The sequence below is a fragment of the Candidatus Flexicrinis affinis genome (genome assembly GCA_016716525.1).
GTDB lineage: Bacteria > Chloroflexota > Anaerolineae > Aggregatilineales > Phototrophicaceae > Flexicrinis > Flexicrinis affinis.
Window position 1 is genome coordinate 265,803 of sequence record JADJWE010000010.1, and the last position, 14,266, is coordinate 280,068.

General features: G+C 65.6%; 13 protein-coding genes. 7 read left to right on the forward strand and 6 right to left on the reverse strand.

What is annotated here, in order from left to right:
* Nucleotides 1-35: 35 nt before the first annotated feature.
* From IPM16_23365 to IPM16_23375, 3 genes are all read right to left on the reverse strand, one after another.
* Complete coding sequence (locus IPM16_23365) at nucleotides 36-371, reverse strand: DUF5615 family PIN-like protein (GenBank protein ID MBK9126047.1); 336 nt, start codon at nucleotides 369-371, stop codon at nucleotides 36-38.
* A complete protein-coding gene (locus tag IPM16_23370; GenBank protein MBK9126048.1) occupies nucleotides 355-606 on the reverse strand; it encodes a DUF433 domain-containing protein in 252 nt (83 codons plus the stop codon). The genes IPM16_23365 and IPM16_23370 overlap by 17 nt, the downstream gene beginning before the upstream one ends.
* Nucleotides 607-694: 88 nt before the next feature.
* Nucleotides 695-2,134 (reverse strand): ammonium transporter, encoded by a 1,440-nt coding sequence (locus IPM16_23375; protein ID MBK9126049.1) that lies wholly within the window; start codon nucleotides 2,132-2,134, stop codon nucleotides 695-697.
* A gap of 548 nt (nucleotides 2,135-2,682) precedes the next feature.
* Between IPM16_23375 and IPM16_23380 the strand changes: the two genes are divergently transcribed.
* A complete protein-coding gene (locus IPM16_23380; GenBank protein ID MBK9126050.1) occupies nucleotides 2,683-3,690 on the forward strand; it encodes a phosphotransferase in 1,008 nt (335 codons plus the stop codon).
* 231 nt (nucleotides 3,691-3,921) lie between these two features.
* Here IPM16_23380 and IPM16_23385 read toward each other — a convergent pair whose 3' ends face one another.
* Complete coding sequence (locus IPM16_23385; protein MBK9126051.1) at nucleotides 3,922-4,377, reverse strand: hypothetical protein; 456 nt, start codon at nucleotides 4,375-4,377, stop codon at nucleotides 3,922-3,924.
* A 98-nt stretch (nucleotides 4,378-4,475) separates the two neighbouring features.
* On the opposite strand from IPM16_23385, the gene IPM16_23390 reads away from it, so the two are divergent.
* Nucleotides 4,476-5,858 (forward strand): SH3 domain-containing protein, encoded by a 1,383-nt coding sequence (locus IPM16_23390; GenBank protein ID MBK9126052.1) that lies wholly within the window; start codon nucleotides 4,476-4,478, stop codon nucleotides 5,856-5,858.
* Between the two features lie 280 nt (nucleotides 5,859-6,138).
* Nucleotides 6,139-7,893: a phage major capsid protein gene (locus IPM16_23395; protein MBK9126053.1), complete on the forward strand. Its 1,755-nt coding sequence runs from the start codon at nucleotides 6,139-6,141 to the stop codon at nucleotides 7,891-7,893.
* A gap of 371 nt (nucleotides 7,894-8,264) precedes the next feature.
* On the opposite strand, the gene IPM16_23400 is transcribed toward IPM16_23395, so the two are convergent.
* Complete coding sequence (locus IPM16_23400; protein ID MBK9126054.1) at nucleotides 8,265-9,920, reverse strand: hypothetical protein; 1,656 nt, start codon at nucleotides 9,918-9,920, stop codon at nucleotides 8,265-8,267.
* A 312-nt stretch (nucleotides 9,921-10,232) separates the two neighbouring features.
* Entirely contained in the window at nucleotides 10,233-10,589 is a 357-nt protein-coding gene (locus IPM16_23405) for a hypothetical protein (GenBank protein ID MBK9126055.1), read from the reverse strand.
* A gap of 287 nt (nucleotides 10,590-10,876) precedes the next feature.
* Here IPM16_23405 and IPM16_23410 point away from each other — a divergent pair, with 287 nt between their 5' ends.
* The 4 genes from IPM16_23410 to IPM16_23425 all read left to right on the forward strand — a co-directional run bounded on the left by IPM16_23410 (nucleotide 10,877) and on the right by IPM16_23425 (nucleotide 14,080).
* Nucleotides 10,877-11,416 carry a hypothetical protein gene (locus IPM16_23410; GenBank protein ID MBK9126056.1) on the forward strand — a complete coding sequence of 180 codons (540 nt, stop codon included), beginning with the start codon at nucleotides 10,877-10,879 and terminating at the stop codon, nucleotides 11,414-11,416.
* Nucleotides 11,417-11,567: 151 nt separating this feature from the next.
* Complete coding sequence (locus IPM16_23415; GenBank protein ID MBK9126057.1) at nucleotides 11,568-12,017, forward strand: hypothetical protein; 450 nt, start codon at nucleotides 11,568-11,570, stop codon at nucleotides 12,015-12,017.
* Nucleotides 12,014-13,390 carry a hypothetical protein gene (locus IPM16_23420; GenBank protein ID MBK9126058.1) on the forward strand — a complete coding sequence of 459 codons (1,377 nt, stop codon included), beginning with the start codon at nucleotides 12,014-12,016 and terminating at the stop codon, nucleotides 13,388-13,390. The genes IPM16_23415 and IPM16_23420 overlap by 4 nt, the downstream gene beginning before the upstream one ends.
* 123 nt (nucleotides 13,391-13,513) lie before the next feature.
* On the forward strand, nucleotides 13,514-14,080 hold the full coding sequence (locus IPM16_23425) for an ankyrin repeat domain-containing protein (GenBank protein MBK9126059.1): 567 nt from the start codon (nucleotides 13,514-13,516) through the stop codon (nucleotides 14,078-14,080).
* Nucleotides 14,081-14,266: the final 186 nt, after the last annotated feature.

A 14,266-nucleotide genomic window follows, 5' to 3' on the forward strand; every position in this document is an offset into this window, starting at 1 on the left:
TGCGGTGGTGCTGGCAGGGGAGCGGCGGATACGAGCTAAAAGGTGCGTGGGCCGGAACCAATGACCACAACATGCCCCGGTTGAATGGACGCGAGCGACTGTTCGACCTCGGCCATCAGGGGCTGCAATGTGGCCAACGTGTTGTCAGGAGCACGAAGCACCACAACGGCAAGCGGGTACCGATCGAGATTCTGTTGCGCTCGGAGATTGCCGTCAACGGTAACAAACGCGTCGAACTCATCTGCCATAAGCCGCAGCAGTTCACCGTTCTTTTTGCCCGCCCAACCGGCTTCGGGCACGGTCGTGACGTCGTGATCTGGCAACGCATTCTTGAGTCTGCGCGGCAGACACTCGTCAAGGAGTACTTTCATGTACGATCGCCGACTCGGCAAGTTGAAGAAATGCGATGACTTGGTCACGCGATACTGTGGGGAAATCGACGAGGAATAAATCGATCGATTCGCCGGCAGCTAGATAGTCTATGAGCGTCTTCACCGGAACACGCGTGCCCCGAAAAACAGGTGCGCCGCTGAGTATCTCGGGATCTTTGGTGATGAGTTTCTCTGCCATCGTAGAATGCTCCACTACATCGTCACATTCTACCATGACCGGCGGCGGGCCGAGGGAAACGCAAAGAAGCCCGCGTTCATGCGGGCTTCTTTGGGCTAACGGTAAGCGTAGGGAAGGGTTCGAGCTAGTCGCCGACGGCCGGGGCAGTCGCTGCGGTGGTGCCGGGCACGGGAGCCTCGTCGCCGGGGACCGGAAGGATGTCGGGCCAGACGGTGGTGCCGTGTTCGTATATGTCGATACCGATCTCGTCGGCCTTCTTGTTGACGCGCAGGCGGCCGACGGCCTTCAGGCCGAGGAACATGAGGGTCGAGGTCACGCCGACCCACAGCGCCACACCGACCACACCGATCGCCTGATTGACGAGAACGGTCGCGCCGCCGCCGGTGAACAGACCGGCGTTACCGCCCATCAGTTCCGGTGCGCCGAACAGGCCGATGGCGAGCGTGCCGAACACGCCGCAGACACCGTGCACCGCGAAGGCGCCGACCGCGTCGTCAATCTTGAGGCTTTCGATGACGTCCATCGCCAGCACGACGATGATGCCAGCGGCGATGCCGATCACGACGGCGAAGACCGGGCCGACGAAGGCGCAACCCGCGGTGATGCCGACCAGACCGGCCAGCGAGCCGTTAAGCGAGTACGCCAGATCCCACTTCTTGGTGCGAAGGAAGACAAAGATAGCGGTGCCGAAGGTGCCGGCGCAGGCGGCAAGCGTGGTGTTGAGCGAGACCAGACCGACCAGATCGTGCTGCCCGACGACGCCGAGGGTCGAGCCGGGGTTGAAGCCGTACCAGCCGAACCACAGGATCATCGTGCCGAGGGTGGCCAGCGCGAGGTTGTGCGGGCGGGGCGGCTTGCCCCAAACGCGGCCCGGGCGCGGGCCCATGATGATGGCGCCGATCAATGCTGCGAAGCCGCCTACAAAGTGCACCACCGTGCTGCCGGCGAAATCGTAGAAGCCGCGCTGCGCGATCCAGCCCCCGCCCCAAATCCAGTGCACGACAACGGGGTAGATCAGCGCGCCGATGATGACCGACTTGGCCTGATCGCCGAAGAAGTCGGTGCGCTCGGCGAGGGCGCCGGTGGTAATTGTCGCGGCAGTAGCGGCGAACGCGAACTGGAAGACGAAGAACACGAGGATGGGGATGTTGAAGGCGAACGGCGCCTGACCCATCTCGCCGATGCCGACGGCGAACATCGAAGTGCCGAACAGGCCGGAGCCGTTGTCAGCGCCGAAAGCGATGCCAAAGCCGACCAGCCAGAAGACGAAGCCAGTGATCGTCGCGTCGACGAAGTTGACCGACAGGGCGTTGACGGCGCTGGTCTGGCGGACCAACCCGGTCTCCAGCATCGCGAAGCCCGCCTGCATGAAGAAGACAAGGAAGGCCGTCAGCATCACCCAACCGGTGTCAATAGCGATCGACAGGTTGAGGAAGTCTTCCGCGCTCGGGGCCGCGACTTCGGCGTCCTGCGCAAACGTAATCTGAGTGCCGAATGTTGCCAGAATCAGGGCGGCGATACCGATGACCAGTACGCGGCGCCAAAGTGAGGAACGGAAACGCATCTGGGTACTCCTCCTGCTGAATGCGGTAGTCACAGGTGGTGTGGCGTGACATGGGCGAGTCTAGGAGGTCGGCGGATGCGATAAAACCGCAATGAAGACCCAACTTTAACCGGTGTTTTTGTGGACTGCTGTCAAAGGCCTGCCTGTTTTTCAGCACTTCTATCCAAAAACGCGCGACTCGTTATTCACACTGCACGTTGCGCTTGGAGATTTATTCGTCAAGACATACAAAGCCTATCGAGCGACAAGGATGCGGTAATCCGTTTTGGCATGGCCGGCATTGGCAAAACGTGCTAGTTCTCGAGAGTCCGGCGCGCATCGCAGGCTTCAGGGAGGGTCGGAACTCGTACAAAATCCCCGAAGGCCGGCCCCTTTGCGGGGTGTAATCGTGCAAACCGCGATTCGGCCGAAGGTAAGACGCGATCACCACCCTCCATCAGAAGTGAAATCGACCGAACCCACCCGCCCCCGCTAACCCCATCGCACCCGGTGCTGCCGAGCACGACCTGCTAGACTGCGGGGCGGCTTGTACGAATGCGCAACGAGCTATGACAACTCTACAGAAGCAACTCACCACCTATCTTGCCGCCCAACCCGGCGTCTACACCGACGTGAAAGTCGAGGACTTTCGCAAGGTCGGCGGGCGCTGGACGACTGGCGTCTACGCGTTCAAGCTGAGCTACACCGAACAGGGACAACGCAGCGTGCAGCGGCTCGTCCTCAAGACCTATGCCAACGACGCTGAGGGCATAGACCGGGCCATGAAGGAACGGCATGCGCTGTTCAACCTGCGCGCGGCGCGCTATCCGGTGCCGGGTGTGATGCTGGTCGAGATCGACCCTAAGCCGCTGGGCCGGCCGTTCGTCGTCATGGAATATGTCGAGGGCACGGTGCTGGCCGACTTGCTGAAGGCGGCCGATCCGCAGCAGCGGCGCGCGCTCATCACGCAGTTCGTTGGCCTGCTGGTCGACCTGCACGAGCGCGGCCCGAAGGTGCTGGTCAAGACGCTCAGCGCGATGACGCCGCTGGCGTTGATCAACCGCGAAATCCACGTGATGCGCGGCCTCGCGGACAAGCGCCAGCAGCGTGAGTTCCTGCCTGCGATCGATTGGCTGTACGCCAACCGCGACCGCGTCCCGTGCACGCAGCCCGTCGTGACTCACCGCAACTATCACCCGTGGAACGTGCTAATGACTGACGACGGCACGCCCTACGTAATCGACTGGATGTGGCAGATCAGCGACGCACGCTTCGACCTAGCATCGACGCTTCAGAGCCTCGAACGCGAAGGGCTGGGCGAGCTGCGCGACGACGTGCTGGCCGAGTACGAACGCGCGACCAGCGGTCCGGTCGCTGATCTCGATTACTTCGAGGTCGCGGCGGCCCTGCGCTGGCTGATGAGCGTCTCGCACGAGGCGCGCCAGCAGCTCGGCTACGGCAAAGCCAGCCATGCGCCGTTTATGTTGTCGATGCGCGAGCCTGTCGCGGCCGCTACCGCGCTCATTGCGGACATCAGCGGCGTCGAACTACCCGATCCCGACGTGCTGCTCACTTGAATGAGACGTTGCAAGTGCTGAGTGATGAGAATCGGTCAGCATTCACCGTGTTGAGGCAGACTTGAAACAGACTCACGCAGTTGGGGCGCTGCCCCAAACCCCGCCAGAAGGCTTTCGCCCTCTGGACTCCCTTTCATGCAAACGAGGCCGCACGCGGCCTCGTTTGCAGAGACGGGGTCAAGGGGTGCAACCCCCTTGTGGAGGTGTGGAGGCGAAGCCTCCGCATACACGCTACGCGGCGCCCATGCCGCGGCGGACGGAGTCGATGAGGGCGACGAGCGTGGTCTGCGTATAACCGCGGCCGTGCAGCGCGTGGATGAAGGCGGCGACGGCGGTGCCCAGACCGTAATCGAAACGCGGCCCGGCGACCTTTTCGGCGATCAGCACGGCGGAAAAGCCGGCGACGTCCATATCCTCGGCGCACAGTGTCACGATGACGGCAGCAGGCAGCAGCGCCCACGGCGGCAGCGGACGATGGTCGAGGGTTTGGCGCTGGCGTGCGGACTGCCATGTAAAGACGGCGCGCCCGCCGCGATCGGGGCAGGCCAGCGTGAACCGGCCGTCGTCGGTAGGGATGGCGGCGATCCATGCGTCGTAGCCGGGCGCTTGCAGCGTGAGCAGCGGCGTGCGCTGCGGGAAGTATCGCTCAAATGATGACAGCAGGTTCAGCGGGATATCTTGTTGCACGATGGTTCCTCTACGAGGGCGGGGATAACGATACACTCTCACGACCAAAGACGGTATTATAGCAAAGCCCAGCCGCCAATATGATCATGGACTCTGCATTGAAACGACTGACCGCTGCCCTCGCCGCCGTCCTGACATTTGCCTCCGTGATCGTCATGGCGCAAGACACCGCTGCTCCGCAGATTGTGCCGGCCGATCAATGTGCCGAGCCGTATGCACTTGCCCTGCTCAACGCGAGCAATGCGTGTGTCGGCCAGCCGTTCGGCTATGTGTGCAACGCAGGAGGCGCGCCGGCAGTCGAGCCGCCGGGGCCGGTGGCGAACTCGCTGGCCGCGACCGGCTCGCTGGTCGAAACCGGCGTGATCGAGTCGGTGCGTACGCCGCCGCTGAGCGCGCCAAGCGGGCCGTACGGCCTTGCGTACCTGCGGGTGGCGGTCGAAGACTCGCCGGTCACGTACAGCGCGCTGCTGTTGGGCGACGTGAGCGTCCGCAATGTGACGCCGCCGGACTTTCCGGCGTGGCAGGCGATTCAGGTCGAAACGATCGATCCGCCGGTGCAGTGCGAGTCGGCGCCGTTCAGCACGCTGGTGCTGCAGAATCCGGTTGCCGGCAACCCCGCGCGGCTGGTGGTCAACGGCGTCAGCATCGACCTGAACGGCACGCTGGCCGTGCAGACGACGCCCACAACGACAATCTTCTTTACGCTGTCCGGCACGCTGCGCGCGGTCGCCAACGGCGTGATTCAGACCGCCAGCCCGGGACAGGAAATGCGCGTCGATCATGCGCCCGGCGACGTAAGCCGCCCGCTCGGGACGTTGAGCGTGCCGGCGGCGTTCAACCAGCAGCGGGTGGATCATCTGCCGCTGCCGTTGTTCGACCGGCCGATTCTGGTGGCGCAAGGCGGCGTGGCGACGACGACCGGCGCAGTCAACCTGCGCACGGGGCCGTCGACCGACTTCGGCGTGATCGTGCAGGTGCCGGCGCAGACGCGCGTGACGCTGTTGGGCCGCAACGAGGCGGCGACGTGGTATCACGTGCGGATTCCGGACGGCGCGACGGGCTGGATGCTGGGCGAGCTGTTGATCGGCGACTTCTCGCAGGTGACGAGCGCGTACGAGGCGACGCCACAGCCGGTGCAGCGGTTGGGCGACTTGGGCCAGAAGGCGCGCGTGATCGCCCCGAGCGGGTTCGATTTGCGCGTCGCGCCGGACATCGGTTTTCCGGTCATCAACTACGTTCCGGCCGGCACCGAAGTCTCGCTGATCGCGCGCAGCCCGTACAGCCCGTGGGTGGAGATCAACGCGGCCGACGGGGTGACCGGATGGATCGCGCTGCTGGCGATCGAGACGCGGGCGGTCATCGACGCGCTGCCGATCGACTTCGACGTGCCGCCCCCGCCCGAGCCGACGCGCATCCCCGGCACGTTCGGCAACGCCTTCCCCGACCCGAACTGCTACCCGAACTGCACGTTCGACGACTAACGACCAAGCGCGCCCGAGACCTCCAACCGGGCGCGCTTTTTTCGCCTGAATACCAGAACAAATGTGCGCACGAACTTGCGCACGTTTTTGAATCTCGAAGTGCGCGGATGGCCGTACCGTGAGGGTATGCACCTTACCAACGGCCGATCGGCCGTACATCGCCGCCCACACGCCCCGGAACGGCCACGCCCGGCGCGCGGAACGTGGCGGCACACGATCAACGACGTGACGACGGCCCGGGCCTCCCCGCGGCCGCAGTGTTCTGCGAGGAGGGATCTATATGACGGCACGTGCCGCGCCACGCACCGTAAAGGCGCTGGATGCGACCGGTCGCATCGGCGGGTACTTGGCGGTGTGGGGAAACGCCGATCAGCGCGACCTGCACGACGAGTACTTCACCCCGGCGACCGACTTTGGATTGGACTGGTACGAGACCCGTCCGGTGCTGTACCAGCACGCGCTGGACGACGCGGTGAAGACGGCCGCGCTCGGCGTGATCGACACACTGCGCAAAGACGAGGTTGGCCTGTGGGCCGAGGCGCAGCTCGACAAGCGCAACCGATATGTGCAGGCTGTCCTCGACCTGATCGCCCGCGGGGCGCTGAGCTGGAGCAGCGGCAGCATGCCGCATCTGGTGAAGACCGCGCCCGACGGCGGCATCGAACGGTGGGTGATCGTCGAAGGCAGCCTGACCCCCACCCCGGCCGAACCCCGGCTGACGGACGTCCGCACGCTGAAAGCGGCAATCAACGCCCTGAACTTACCGGAAATTGGAGGACTCATGAACGACATGACCGATTATCGCCCGACCGAAGCAATCCCTCACACGCCGAAGCGCCTGCCGTCCGCCGTGGACGAGGCGGTCAAGACCGGCCACGTCGAGGTCGGCAGCCCGTACGACACGCTCGACGCGTTCGACCTGCTGCACGGGTGCCTGCTGCTGGCAGGGACACGCACCGGCAAGGGCGTCAGCGAACGTTACGCCAACGCGCTGGCCGCGAAGGTGCGCCGCGCGGGGTGGTCGGCGCGCAAGAGCGACGAACTGAGCTACACCGCCCAGTCCGACTACGGCGCGGAGTGGGTGCCGGCGCTGTGGAGCGCGCAGTTGTGGGCGAAGGCACGGCAGGAGAACGTCGTGCTGCCGTTGTTCCGGCAGTTGGAGATGCCGAGCAACCCGTTCTACGTGCCGGCCGAAGGCGTCGACCCGAAGGTGGTGTACGTGCCGGAGACGCGCCACGAGGCGCAGTTGGCGCTCAACGCCGCCAGCCCCGCCATTCCGTCGGACAAGATCGGCACGGCGAAGGTCGAACTTACGGCGCAGAAGCTGGCGCTGCGGGTGGGCTTCAGCGCCGAACTGGTCGAGGACGCCGTGCTGCCGGTGCTGGGGATCTACCGCGAGCAGGCCGTGCGCGCGATCCTCGACAGCATCGACAACGTGCTGCTCAACGGCGACACGACGACCGGCGGCGGCAACTTGAACGACAGCGACGGCCTGCTCGACGATACCGAGGCGTTTCTGGCGTTCGACGGCCTGCGTCATCTGCCGCTCGTGACCAACACGGCCAACGCGGTCGACTTTGCCAGCGCGCCGACCCTCGCCAAAATGCGCTCGGTGCGCTTCAAGATGGCCGCGCGTTACAGCGCCAAACCGACCGACCTCGCATGGATTGTCGATTCGAACACGTACGCCGCCCTGCTGGCGCTTCCGGAGTTCCTGACGATGGACAAGGCCGGCGTGCATGCCACGGCGCTGACCGGACAGCTCGGCTTCATCGACGGGATTCCGGTGCTGGTGTCGGCCGAGATGCCGCTCACGCTGGCGACCGGACTGGTCGAGTTCGCCGGGGCGAACGACAAGGGCACGGCGGTGCTGGTATACCGCCCGGGCTGGCTGATCGGGACGCGCCGGCGCGTGGCGGTGAGCGTGGACTATCTGCCGTACTACGACGCCTATCAGATGACGGCGACGGTGCGGCTGGCGTTCGCGCGCTACGACGACGACGTGGCGGCGGCGGGGTACAACATCACGGTTTAGCGACAGTTGACAGGAATCAGGAGTCAGTTGTCAGTGTAAGGGCGGTAGACCGCACCCTCTGGCCCGAAAAGCCAACCTCACCCCCCCGGCCCCCTCTCCCGAGGAGAGGGGGAGAACGCCAAGTGCAGAATCCTGCCGCCGGACGCGATGTATCGCGTCCCTACCACACTGCCACACTGCGTCGATTTACGGCACAGGCAGCAGATCCCCTCTCCCCGTTTGCGAGGGAGAGGGGTAAGGGGAGAGGGGCTAGGGGTGAGGTCTCGCCGGGCGACCCGCCGGGTCGCCCCTACGCGCGGAGTTCTCGTTGGCGGCGCAAATTCTCGCACCCACTACGCCCTGAACACTGAAACCTGACTCCTGACTCCTTCCTATCGGGCCAGCGTAATGCTGAAGCGATAGATCAGGCCGGCCTCGTCGCCGGCGCCGGACATCGCGGCGCTCTCGAACACGTCGGTGATCTCGGCCGGGATTTCCGCGAAGCCCTCTAGCGCAGGTACGTTGATGAAGCCGATGAACTGCGCGCCCGGCAGCAGTACCGACTCAAGGAAGTGTTGGTACGCCGGGGTATCGAACAGCGAATCGCCGTCCGGCGACAGCGCGAACTCGGCGGCGGACGTGCTGCCGACGATCATCAGCGAGTCGTTGTGCGCAATGGCGAAGTCGTAGGCCGGGTCTCGGGCGGCAAGCGGGTTGAACTCGGCCTCCAGCAGCGGATCGGTCAGCGGCGACAGGTCGAGCAGCGCGCCCGCGCTGTCACGCACCGTAGTAATCGTGACGGGCAGTTCGGCTTTCTCGAGCGCGCCCGAGAACGCTTGCAGATAGCGCGGGCCGGCCGCGCCGTCGGCGGTGAGCAGGCCGAGCGACGGGGCGAACCGCAGCGACGAGCGGACCGGCAGAATGCTGGCGAACAGCGCGAAGTCGCCGTCGAGCAGGTTGATGACATCGTCGTCGATGTCGAGGCCGAGCGCGGCGGTCAATCCGAGGTTCGCCGCCGCCTTGAGCGTATCGCCGAGGCGGTCGCTGCGGACGGGCAGGTCACGCAAGCCGCGTTCGAAGCCGGGCATGTCGGACGCGAACGCGCCAAATCCGTTGAGCGACTCGAACATCTGATTGATTGCCCCGCCGAGGTCACGGCTGTGCAGCACGAACTGCGTGTTGGCGGGCAGGTTCGCCATGAATGCCGGATCGACCGCCGGGCCGGAGTACAACGCGCTGGACAGGCCGTACTCCTCAAGGCCGGACAAGTCGCCGTAGGTGAAGGCGAAGTCGAGCAGCAGATCGCGGCCGCCGCGGTTGACGCCAGCCACGGCGATCGAACCCAGCGCGTCAAGGTATGCGGCTGGCAGTTCGAAATCGCTCCCGTTCATCTCTGCCGCTTGGGTGAATACCGCGCCGACGTCGACATAGGCGGCGAAGTCGTAGGCGGATTCGGACAGGCGGGCGATGACATCCGTGAAGGCCGGCGCGTCGGCGAGCGAGGCGTAGTCGCCGCTGAGCACGGACTGGATGTAGCCGGCATCGGGCGTGACGATCAGCAGGTCGTTTTTGAGGGCGGCGAATACGGCGTTCTCGACCGAGTACAGGGTCCAGTCGCCGCGCTGTTCGGTGACAACCATCTCCAGCTCGGCCAACGCCGGTTCGAGCGCCACGCGGTCGCGGACGCCAAAGAGGAAGGCGGCCTGCGCGTCCATGTCGGTGAGTTCGTCGAGGTTAGCGGTCGCGGCGGTCGTGCCGACACCGATCCACGAGGCGGCGTCGATCAGCGGCTCGGCATCGGGGCCGAGGCTGTCGATGAGAGCCTCGCGCACGTCGGCCTCGGCGCCGAAGTCCTCAAAGCGCGAGAGCAAGGCGGTGGTCTGTTCCAAGTAGCCGGGGTCGAGGCGGATGGCCGCGAACAGCGACGCATCGGCGGGGAGGTAATTGGCGCCATCGAGGATCGGGATAGCGGCGTCCGATCCGGTCTGCGCAGCGGCCGGAAGCACGATCACGGCCACCAGCAGGAATACAGCGATCAGGCGGTGCATGAGAGGTCCTCCAAGTAACGGGTTATGACTCCATCATACGCCGAAAGCATGAGCCGGGTTGTCGACTCCGGCCCGACTTTACCGGACTTTTACATGCTTTTTACGAGTCATCAGGGATCAGGAGTCAGTTGTCAGGAGTCAGGGGAAAGATAGTGCGCATTACGTCACTAACCTCCCCCGGCCGGGAAGAAACCTCACCCCCGGCCCCTCTCCCAAGGAGAGGGGAGAAATGCCCGGGTGAACCGTTCGAAGCCTTGCGGGACGGGCAGCGGAAGTCGTTGCTGCCGCGGCCTGACGACTGACTTCTGACAACTACAAGGCAATCTCCCGGCCTTCGTACACGAGGGTGAGCGTGCCGTAGCTTAGGGTGGCGGCGAAGTGCGCGGTAAGCAAATTCGCATCGCGGCGGTGGCTGCCGGCGCCGGGGGCGAACTCGATCAGCTCGGCGATGGGGAGCAGTTCGTCGAAGGCGGCGTGGGCGTAGGTCTTCCAGCGCAGCTCGCGGCAGTCGGTGAAGCGCAGGCGGAACGGGATAGGTGGAGCAGGCGGCGCGATGTACTCGCATACGAACACCAGCTCTCGCCCCCACTGGTTCATCTCGAGATCGGTAATGAACATGTCGCCGGCAGGGTCGAGTTGCATCGCTTCCGCGAGCTGAATTCGGCTCATCCGCTGGCTCCCCGCGCCACCAAAGTCGGCACATTATAGCACTTCAAAGGAGCAGACGATGCAAGACACACGCTGGCTGACGCCGGACGCACTCATCCGGCGGCTTGGCCTAGAAAACGTGACGTTGAGCGAGACCGACAGCGCGCGCATCGAGACGGCGCTGCGAGCCGCTCAAGCGGAAATCGAAACGCTGACAGGGCGGCGCTACGTGCCGCTGATGAAGACCGATCATCCATTGGGCCCGCCCCGGCGATACAGCCCTTGCGCTGCGCGACGATCTGCTCGAATTGACATCCGTGCGCGCTGCGGACGGCGTCGAGTACGCCGTCGCCGATGTCGGTTGGCACGGGGGACTGCTGTGCCTGCCCGACGGCGTGCAGTTCCCCGGCGGGCCGGTCGAGATCGGCGGGCTGTGGGCGTACCATCCCGCGCCGGATCAGGCCTTTCGCGAGACGGGCGCGGTGCTCGCTTCCTCCGCAGACAGCGCGGCAGTGACGATCACCCTCGACGACGCGGACGGCACCGATGCGTGGGGCGACACGCCGCGCGTGCGGGTCGGCCACATCCTCCGGCTTGGCGACGAACTGCTGCGCGTGACAGCCATCGCCGGCGACACGCTGACCGTCCGCCGCAGCGAGAACGGCACCACCGCCGCCAATCACGCATCCGATACGCCCGTTCTGCGCTTCGTGCCGGCCTATCAGGCCAAAGCTCTCGCCCTCAGGCTGGCAAGCTGGCTGTACCGCGAAAGCGACGGCGAACACGGCCGCGCGTGGCCGGCAGGCATCGACCGCGGTCTGGCGCATCTGCGCCGCGTGACGGTGTAGCACAACCGCCACAAAGGGTTTACACCCCTTGACCCCTTCTCTGCAAACGAGGCCGCACGCGGCCTCGTTTGCGGGAACGGGAGTCCAGAGGGCGTAAGCCTTCTGGCGGGGTTTGGGGCAGGGCCCCATGTAGTTAGGACAAGGAGGACGTATGACGGCATTTGAGGACGCGCTGGAGGCGTTGGCGAGCTTGGACGTGGCCGGCGTGGCGCACAGGTTCGGGATGGAGGCGCTGCCGGGGCCGGTCGATCCGGCGCTGCTGCCGGCGTTGATGATTCAGTTGGCCGACCCACGTGACCGGTTGTTTCCGCACTCGTCGGGCGGGTTCGACGTGCTGCCGTTCGAAGGCGGGCCGGCGCGTTACAGCGTGTCGGTGCGGCATCACCTGTTGGTGGCGGTGTCGGGTGCGGCGGCCAATCCGCAGCCCAAGCTGGCGCAGATGATCGACGCGTATTTCGCGGCGCTGGAGGCCGACCCGATGCTGGGCGGAGCGCTGGCGCTGCCGGCGCGTGTGCAGGTCGAGATCGGCGAGGTGCGGCAGGGTGCTGGGCGGTTCGTCGGCGCGGTGTTTCGCCACGTGTGGGCGTTGGAGGTCGAATGAGTGTGCAGGTGACGTTGAGTGACGGGATCATCAGCCGCGAGGTCACGGCGCAGGTGCGCGCGCTGCGCTGGCGAATCGGGATGCGTGCTCCGTACGACGTGGTCGCTCCGCCGGCCGAGTGCGAGGTCGTGCTGCGCAACGCCGACGGGAGCGCCAGCCCGGCGCTGGACGAGGACGGACTGCTCGACCCGGGCACGGAGGTGAGCATCACACGGTTGACGGAGCTCGGGACGCAGGGGTTCTTCGCCGGGCGGATCATCGCGGTCGTGCCGGATACGGGCGGGCGTGGACGGCGGCAAACACGGCTGATCGTACGCAGCGGCGATTCGTGGCTGGACGACGTGCGGGTGCGCGTGCCGGTGATGGCGAACGTGCGCAGCGACGTGCTGTTGGACGCCGTGCTGGACGTGCCGCCGCTGGATCAGTTGACGCGCTCGCTGGACACCGGCACGCAATCCTTCGCCTACGCTGGCGATCAGTGGGGCGGCGGACTCCGCGCGGGGAACGCGGTGCGGCAGATCGTCGAGGCGGAGCGCGGACGGTTCTATGCCACGCGCGGCGGCGTCATGCGGTTTCTGGCGCGCGATGCGCTGGCGAGCAGCCCGACGCCGGACGCGACGTTCGACCGGATGGCGGAGAAAATGGAACTTCTGCACGGCGCAGACGTCATAAACAGCGTGCGTGTCCACGTGCGCCCGCGCGCGCTCGGGGCGGCAGGCTCGACGCTGTGGACGCTGGCGAGCGCGCAGAAGGTGCGCGCTGGCGGATCGCTGCGGCTGGTTGTGCCGATGCGCGACGCGCAGGGACGGCAGGCGGGCGCGACCAGCGTCATCACGCCGGTGCCGGTGACCGATTACAGCGCCAACACCGCGCCGGACGGCAGCGGCACGGACGTCACGGCCTCGCTCAGCGTCACCGTGCTGTCGCTGGAAGGCAGCGCGGCCAAGCTCAAGTTCACCAACGCCAGCGGATCGCCGATCTACGTGCTGCCGGGGGCGACCCTGCGCGGGACTCCGCTGCTGGGCGGTCAGCCGGCGGTGATCGAAGCGACGGACGACACCAGCGCGGCACGTTACGGCCCGCGTCTGCTGGAGATCGACGCGGCGCTGATCGACACCCTCGACGACGCCGACCAGACGGCAGCGCTCGAACTGGCGAGGCGCGCGGAGCCACAGTCGAACGTGCGCACGCTGACGCTGAGCGAACGGGTGCGCTATGACGACGCGCTGGCGCTCACGCTGTTCGACGCAGTCCGCGTGATCGACACGCACTGCGGCGTCGATGGCGTGTACTGGATCGTAGGCGAAGCGCATGAGGTCACGCAGGGCGGCGCGCGGCATACTGTGGCGTGGACGCTGGAGCCTGTGGGCTAGCGTGTTTCAAGACTGAAACACCTAACGAAGATTTAACACAAATGTGCGAATCTGTTGTTGGAAATTTGCACATTTGTGCTACAATTACGGGCGTAATCAGCGTGGATCACCGAGGGGGACGGTATGGCAGAACAGAACGATCCACTGCGCCAGTATATGATCGCCGCGCATTTCAACCTCGATGGCGTCAAAGCCGGGCTGAAAGACCATCCGGAATGGCTGACCGTCGAATACGACTGGGGGCCGGAAGGCGGCCTAGAGACGCCGCTGGGCGCAGCGGCCCATGTGGGTAACCGGCGCATCGCGGAGTATTTGCTGGGGCTGGGCGCACCGCTCACCCCCGCCGCCGCCGCGATGCTCGGCATGACGGGCGCGCTCGAAGCGTTCATTGACACGGATCCGGCCAACGCCAACGCACGCGGCGCGCACGGGATCCCCATACTGGGACACGCCGCCATGAGCGGGCGCGTCGACGTCTGCGATCTATTGATGGCCAACGGCTGTGACGGCGCCGGGGTAACGCTCGGCCTGCTGAACGCGGCCACGGATGGAGACCTCGACATGGCGCGCTGGATGCTCGAACACGGCGCCGATGCCACCAAGACGAACTATCAGGGTAAGACGGCGCTCGAGCTGGCCCAAGCCAGCGGCAACGCCGACCTCGCAGCCCTCATTGAGCAGCACCTCTAATTCAACCTGCACGGCCAAGCAACAGTCATCTAAAAGCCTCAATCGAACTCACGTCGACGCCGAGCGCCGCACCCTCACCGGGGCGGCGTTTTGCTTTTGAGGAGTCAGGAATCAGGAGTCAGTTGTCAGTTGACAGGGCGATGTGCCGAGCGCGTTGACTTGTCACGCGGCGCTCAGGGTTCCGCA

What these genes read in the sequence shown, in the direction of transcription:
- IPM16_23365 (MBK9126047.1), bottom strand. Translation starts at nt 371, where the DNA reads ATGAAAGTACTCCTTGACGAGTGTCTGCCGCGCAGACTCAAGAATGCG.
- IPM16_23370 (MBK9126048.1), bottom strand. Translation starts at nt 606, where the DNA reads ATGGTAGAATGTGACGATGTAGTGGAGCATTCTACGATGGCAGAGAAA.
- IPM16_23375 (MBK9126049.1), bottom strand. Translation starts at nt 2,134, where the DNA reads ATGCGTTTCCGTTCCTCACTTTGGCGCCGCGTACTGGTCATCGGTATC.
- IPM16_23380 (MBK9126050.1), top strand. Translation starts at nt 2,683, where the DNA reads ATGACAACTCTACAGAAGCAACTCACCACCTATCTTGCCGCCCAACCC.
- IPM16_23395 (MBK9126053.1), top strand. Translation starts at nt 6,139, where the DNA reads ATGACGGCACGTGCCGCGCCACGCACCGTAAAGGCGCTGGATGCGACC.
- IPM16_23400 (MBK9126054.1), bottom strand. Translation starts at nt 9,920, where the DNA reads ATGCACCGCCTGATCGCTGTATTCCTGCTGGTGGCCGTGATCGTGCTT.
- IPM16_23405 (MBK9126055.1), bottom strand. Translation starts at nt 10,589, where the DNA reads ATGAGCCGAATTCAGCTCGCGGAAGCGATGCAACTCGACCCTGCCGGC.
- IPM16_23415 (MBK9126057.1), top strand. Translation starts at nt 11,568, where the DNA reads ATGACGGCATTTGAGGACGCGCTGGAGGCGTTGGCGAGCTTGGACGTG.
- IPM16_23420 (MBK9126058.1), top strand. Translation starts at nt 12,014, where the DNA reads ATGAGTGTGCAGGTGACGTTGAGTGACGGGATCATCAGCCGCGAGGTC.
- IPM16_23425 (MBK9126059.1), top strand. Translation starts at nt 13,514, where the DNA reads ATGGCAGAACAGAACGATCCACTGCGCCAGTATATGATCGCCGCGCAT.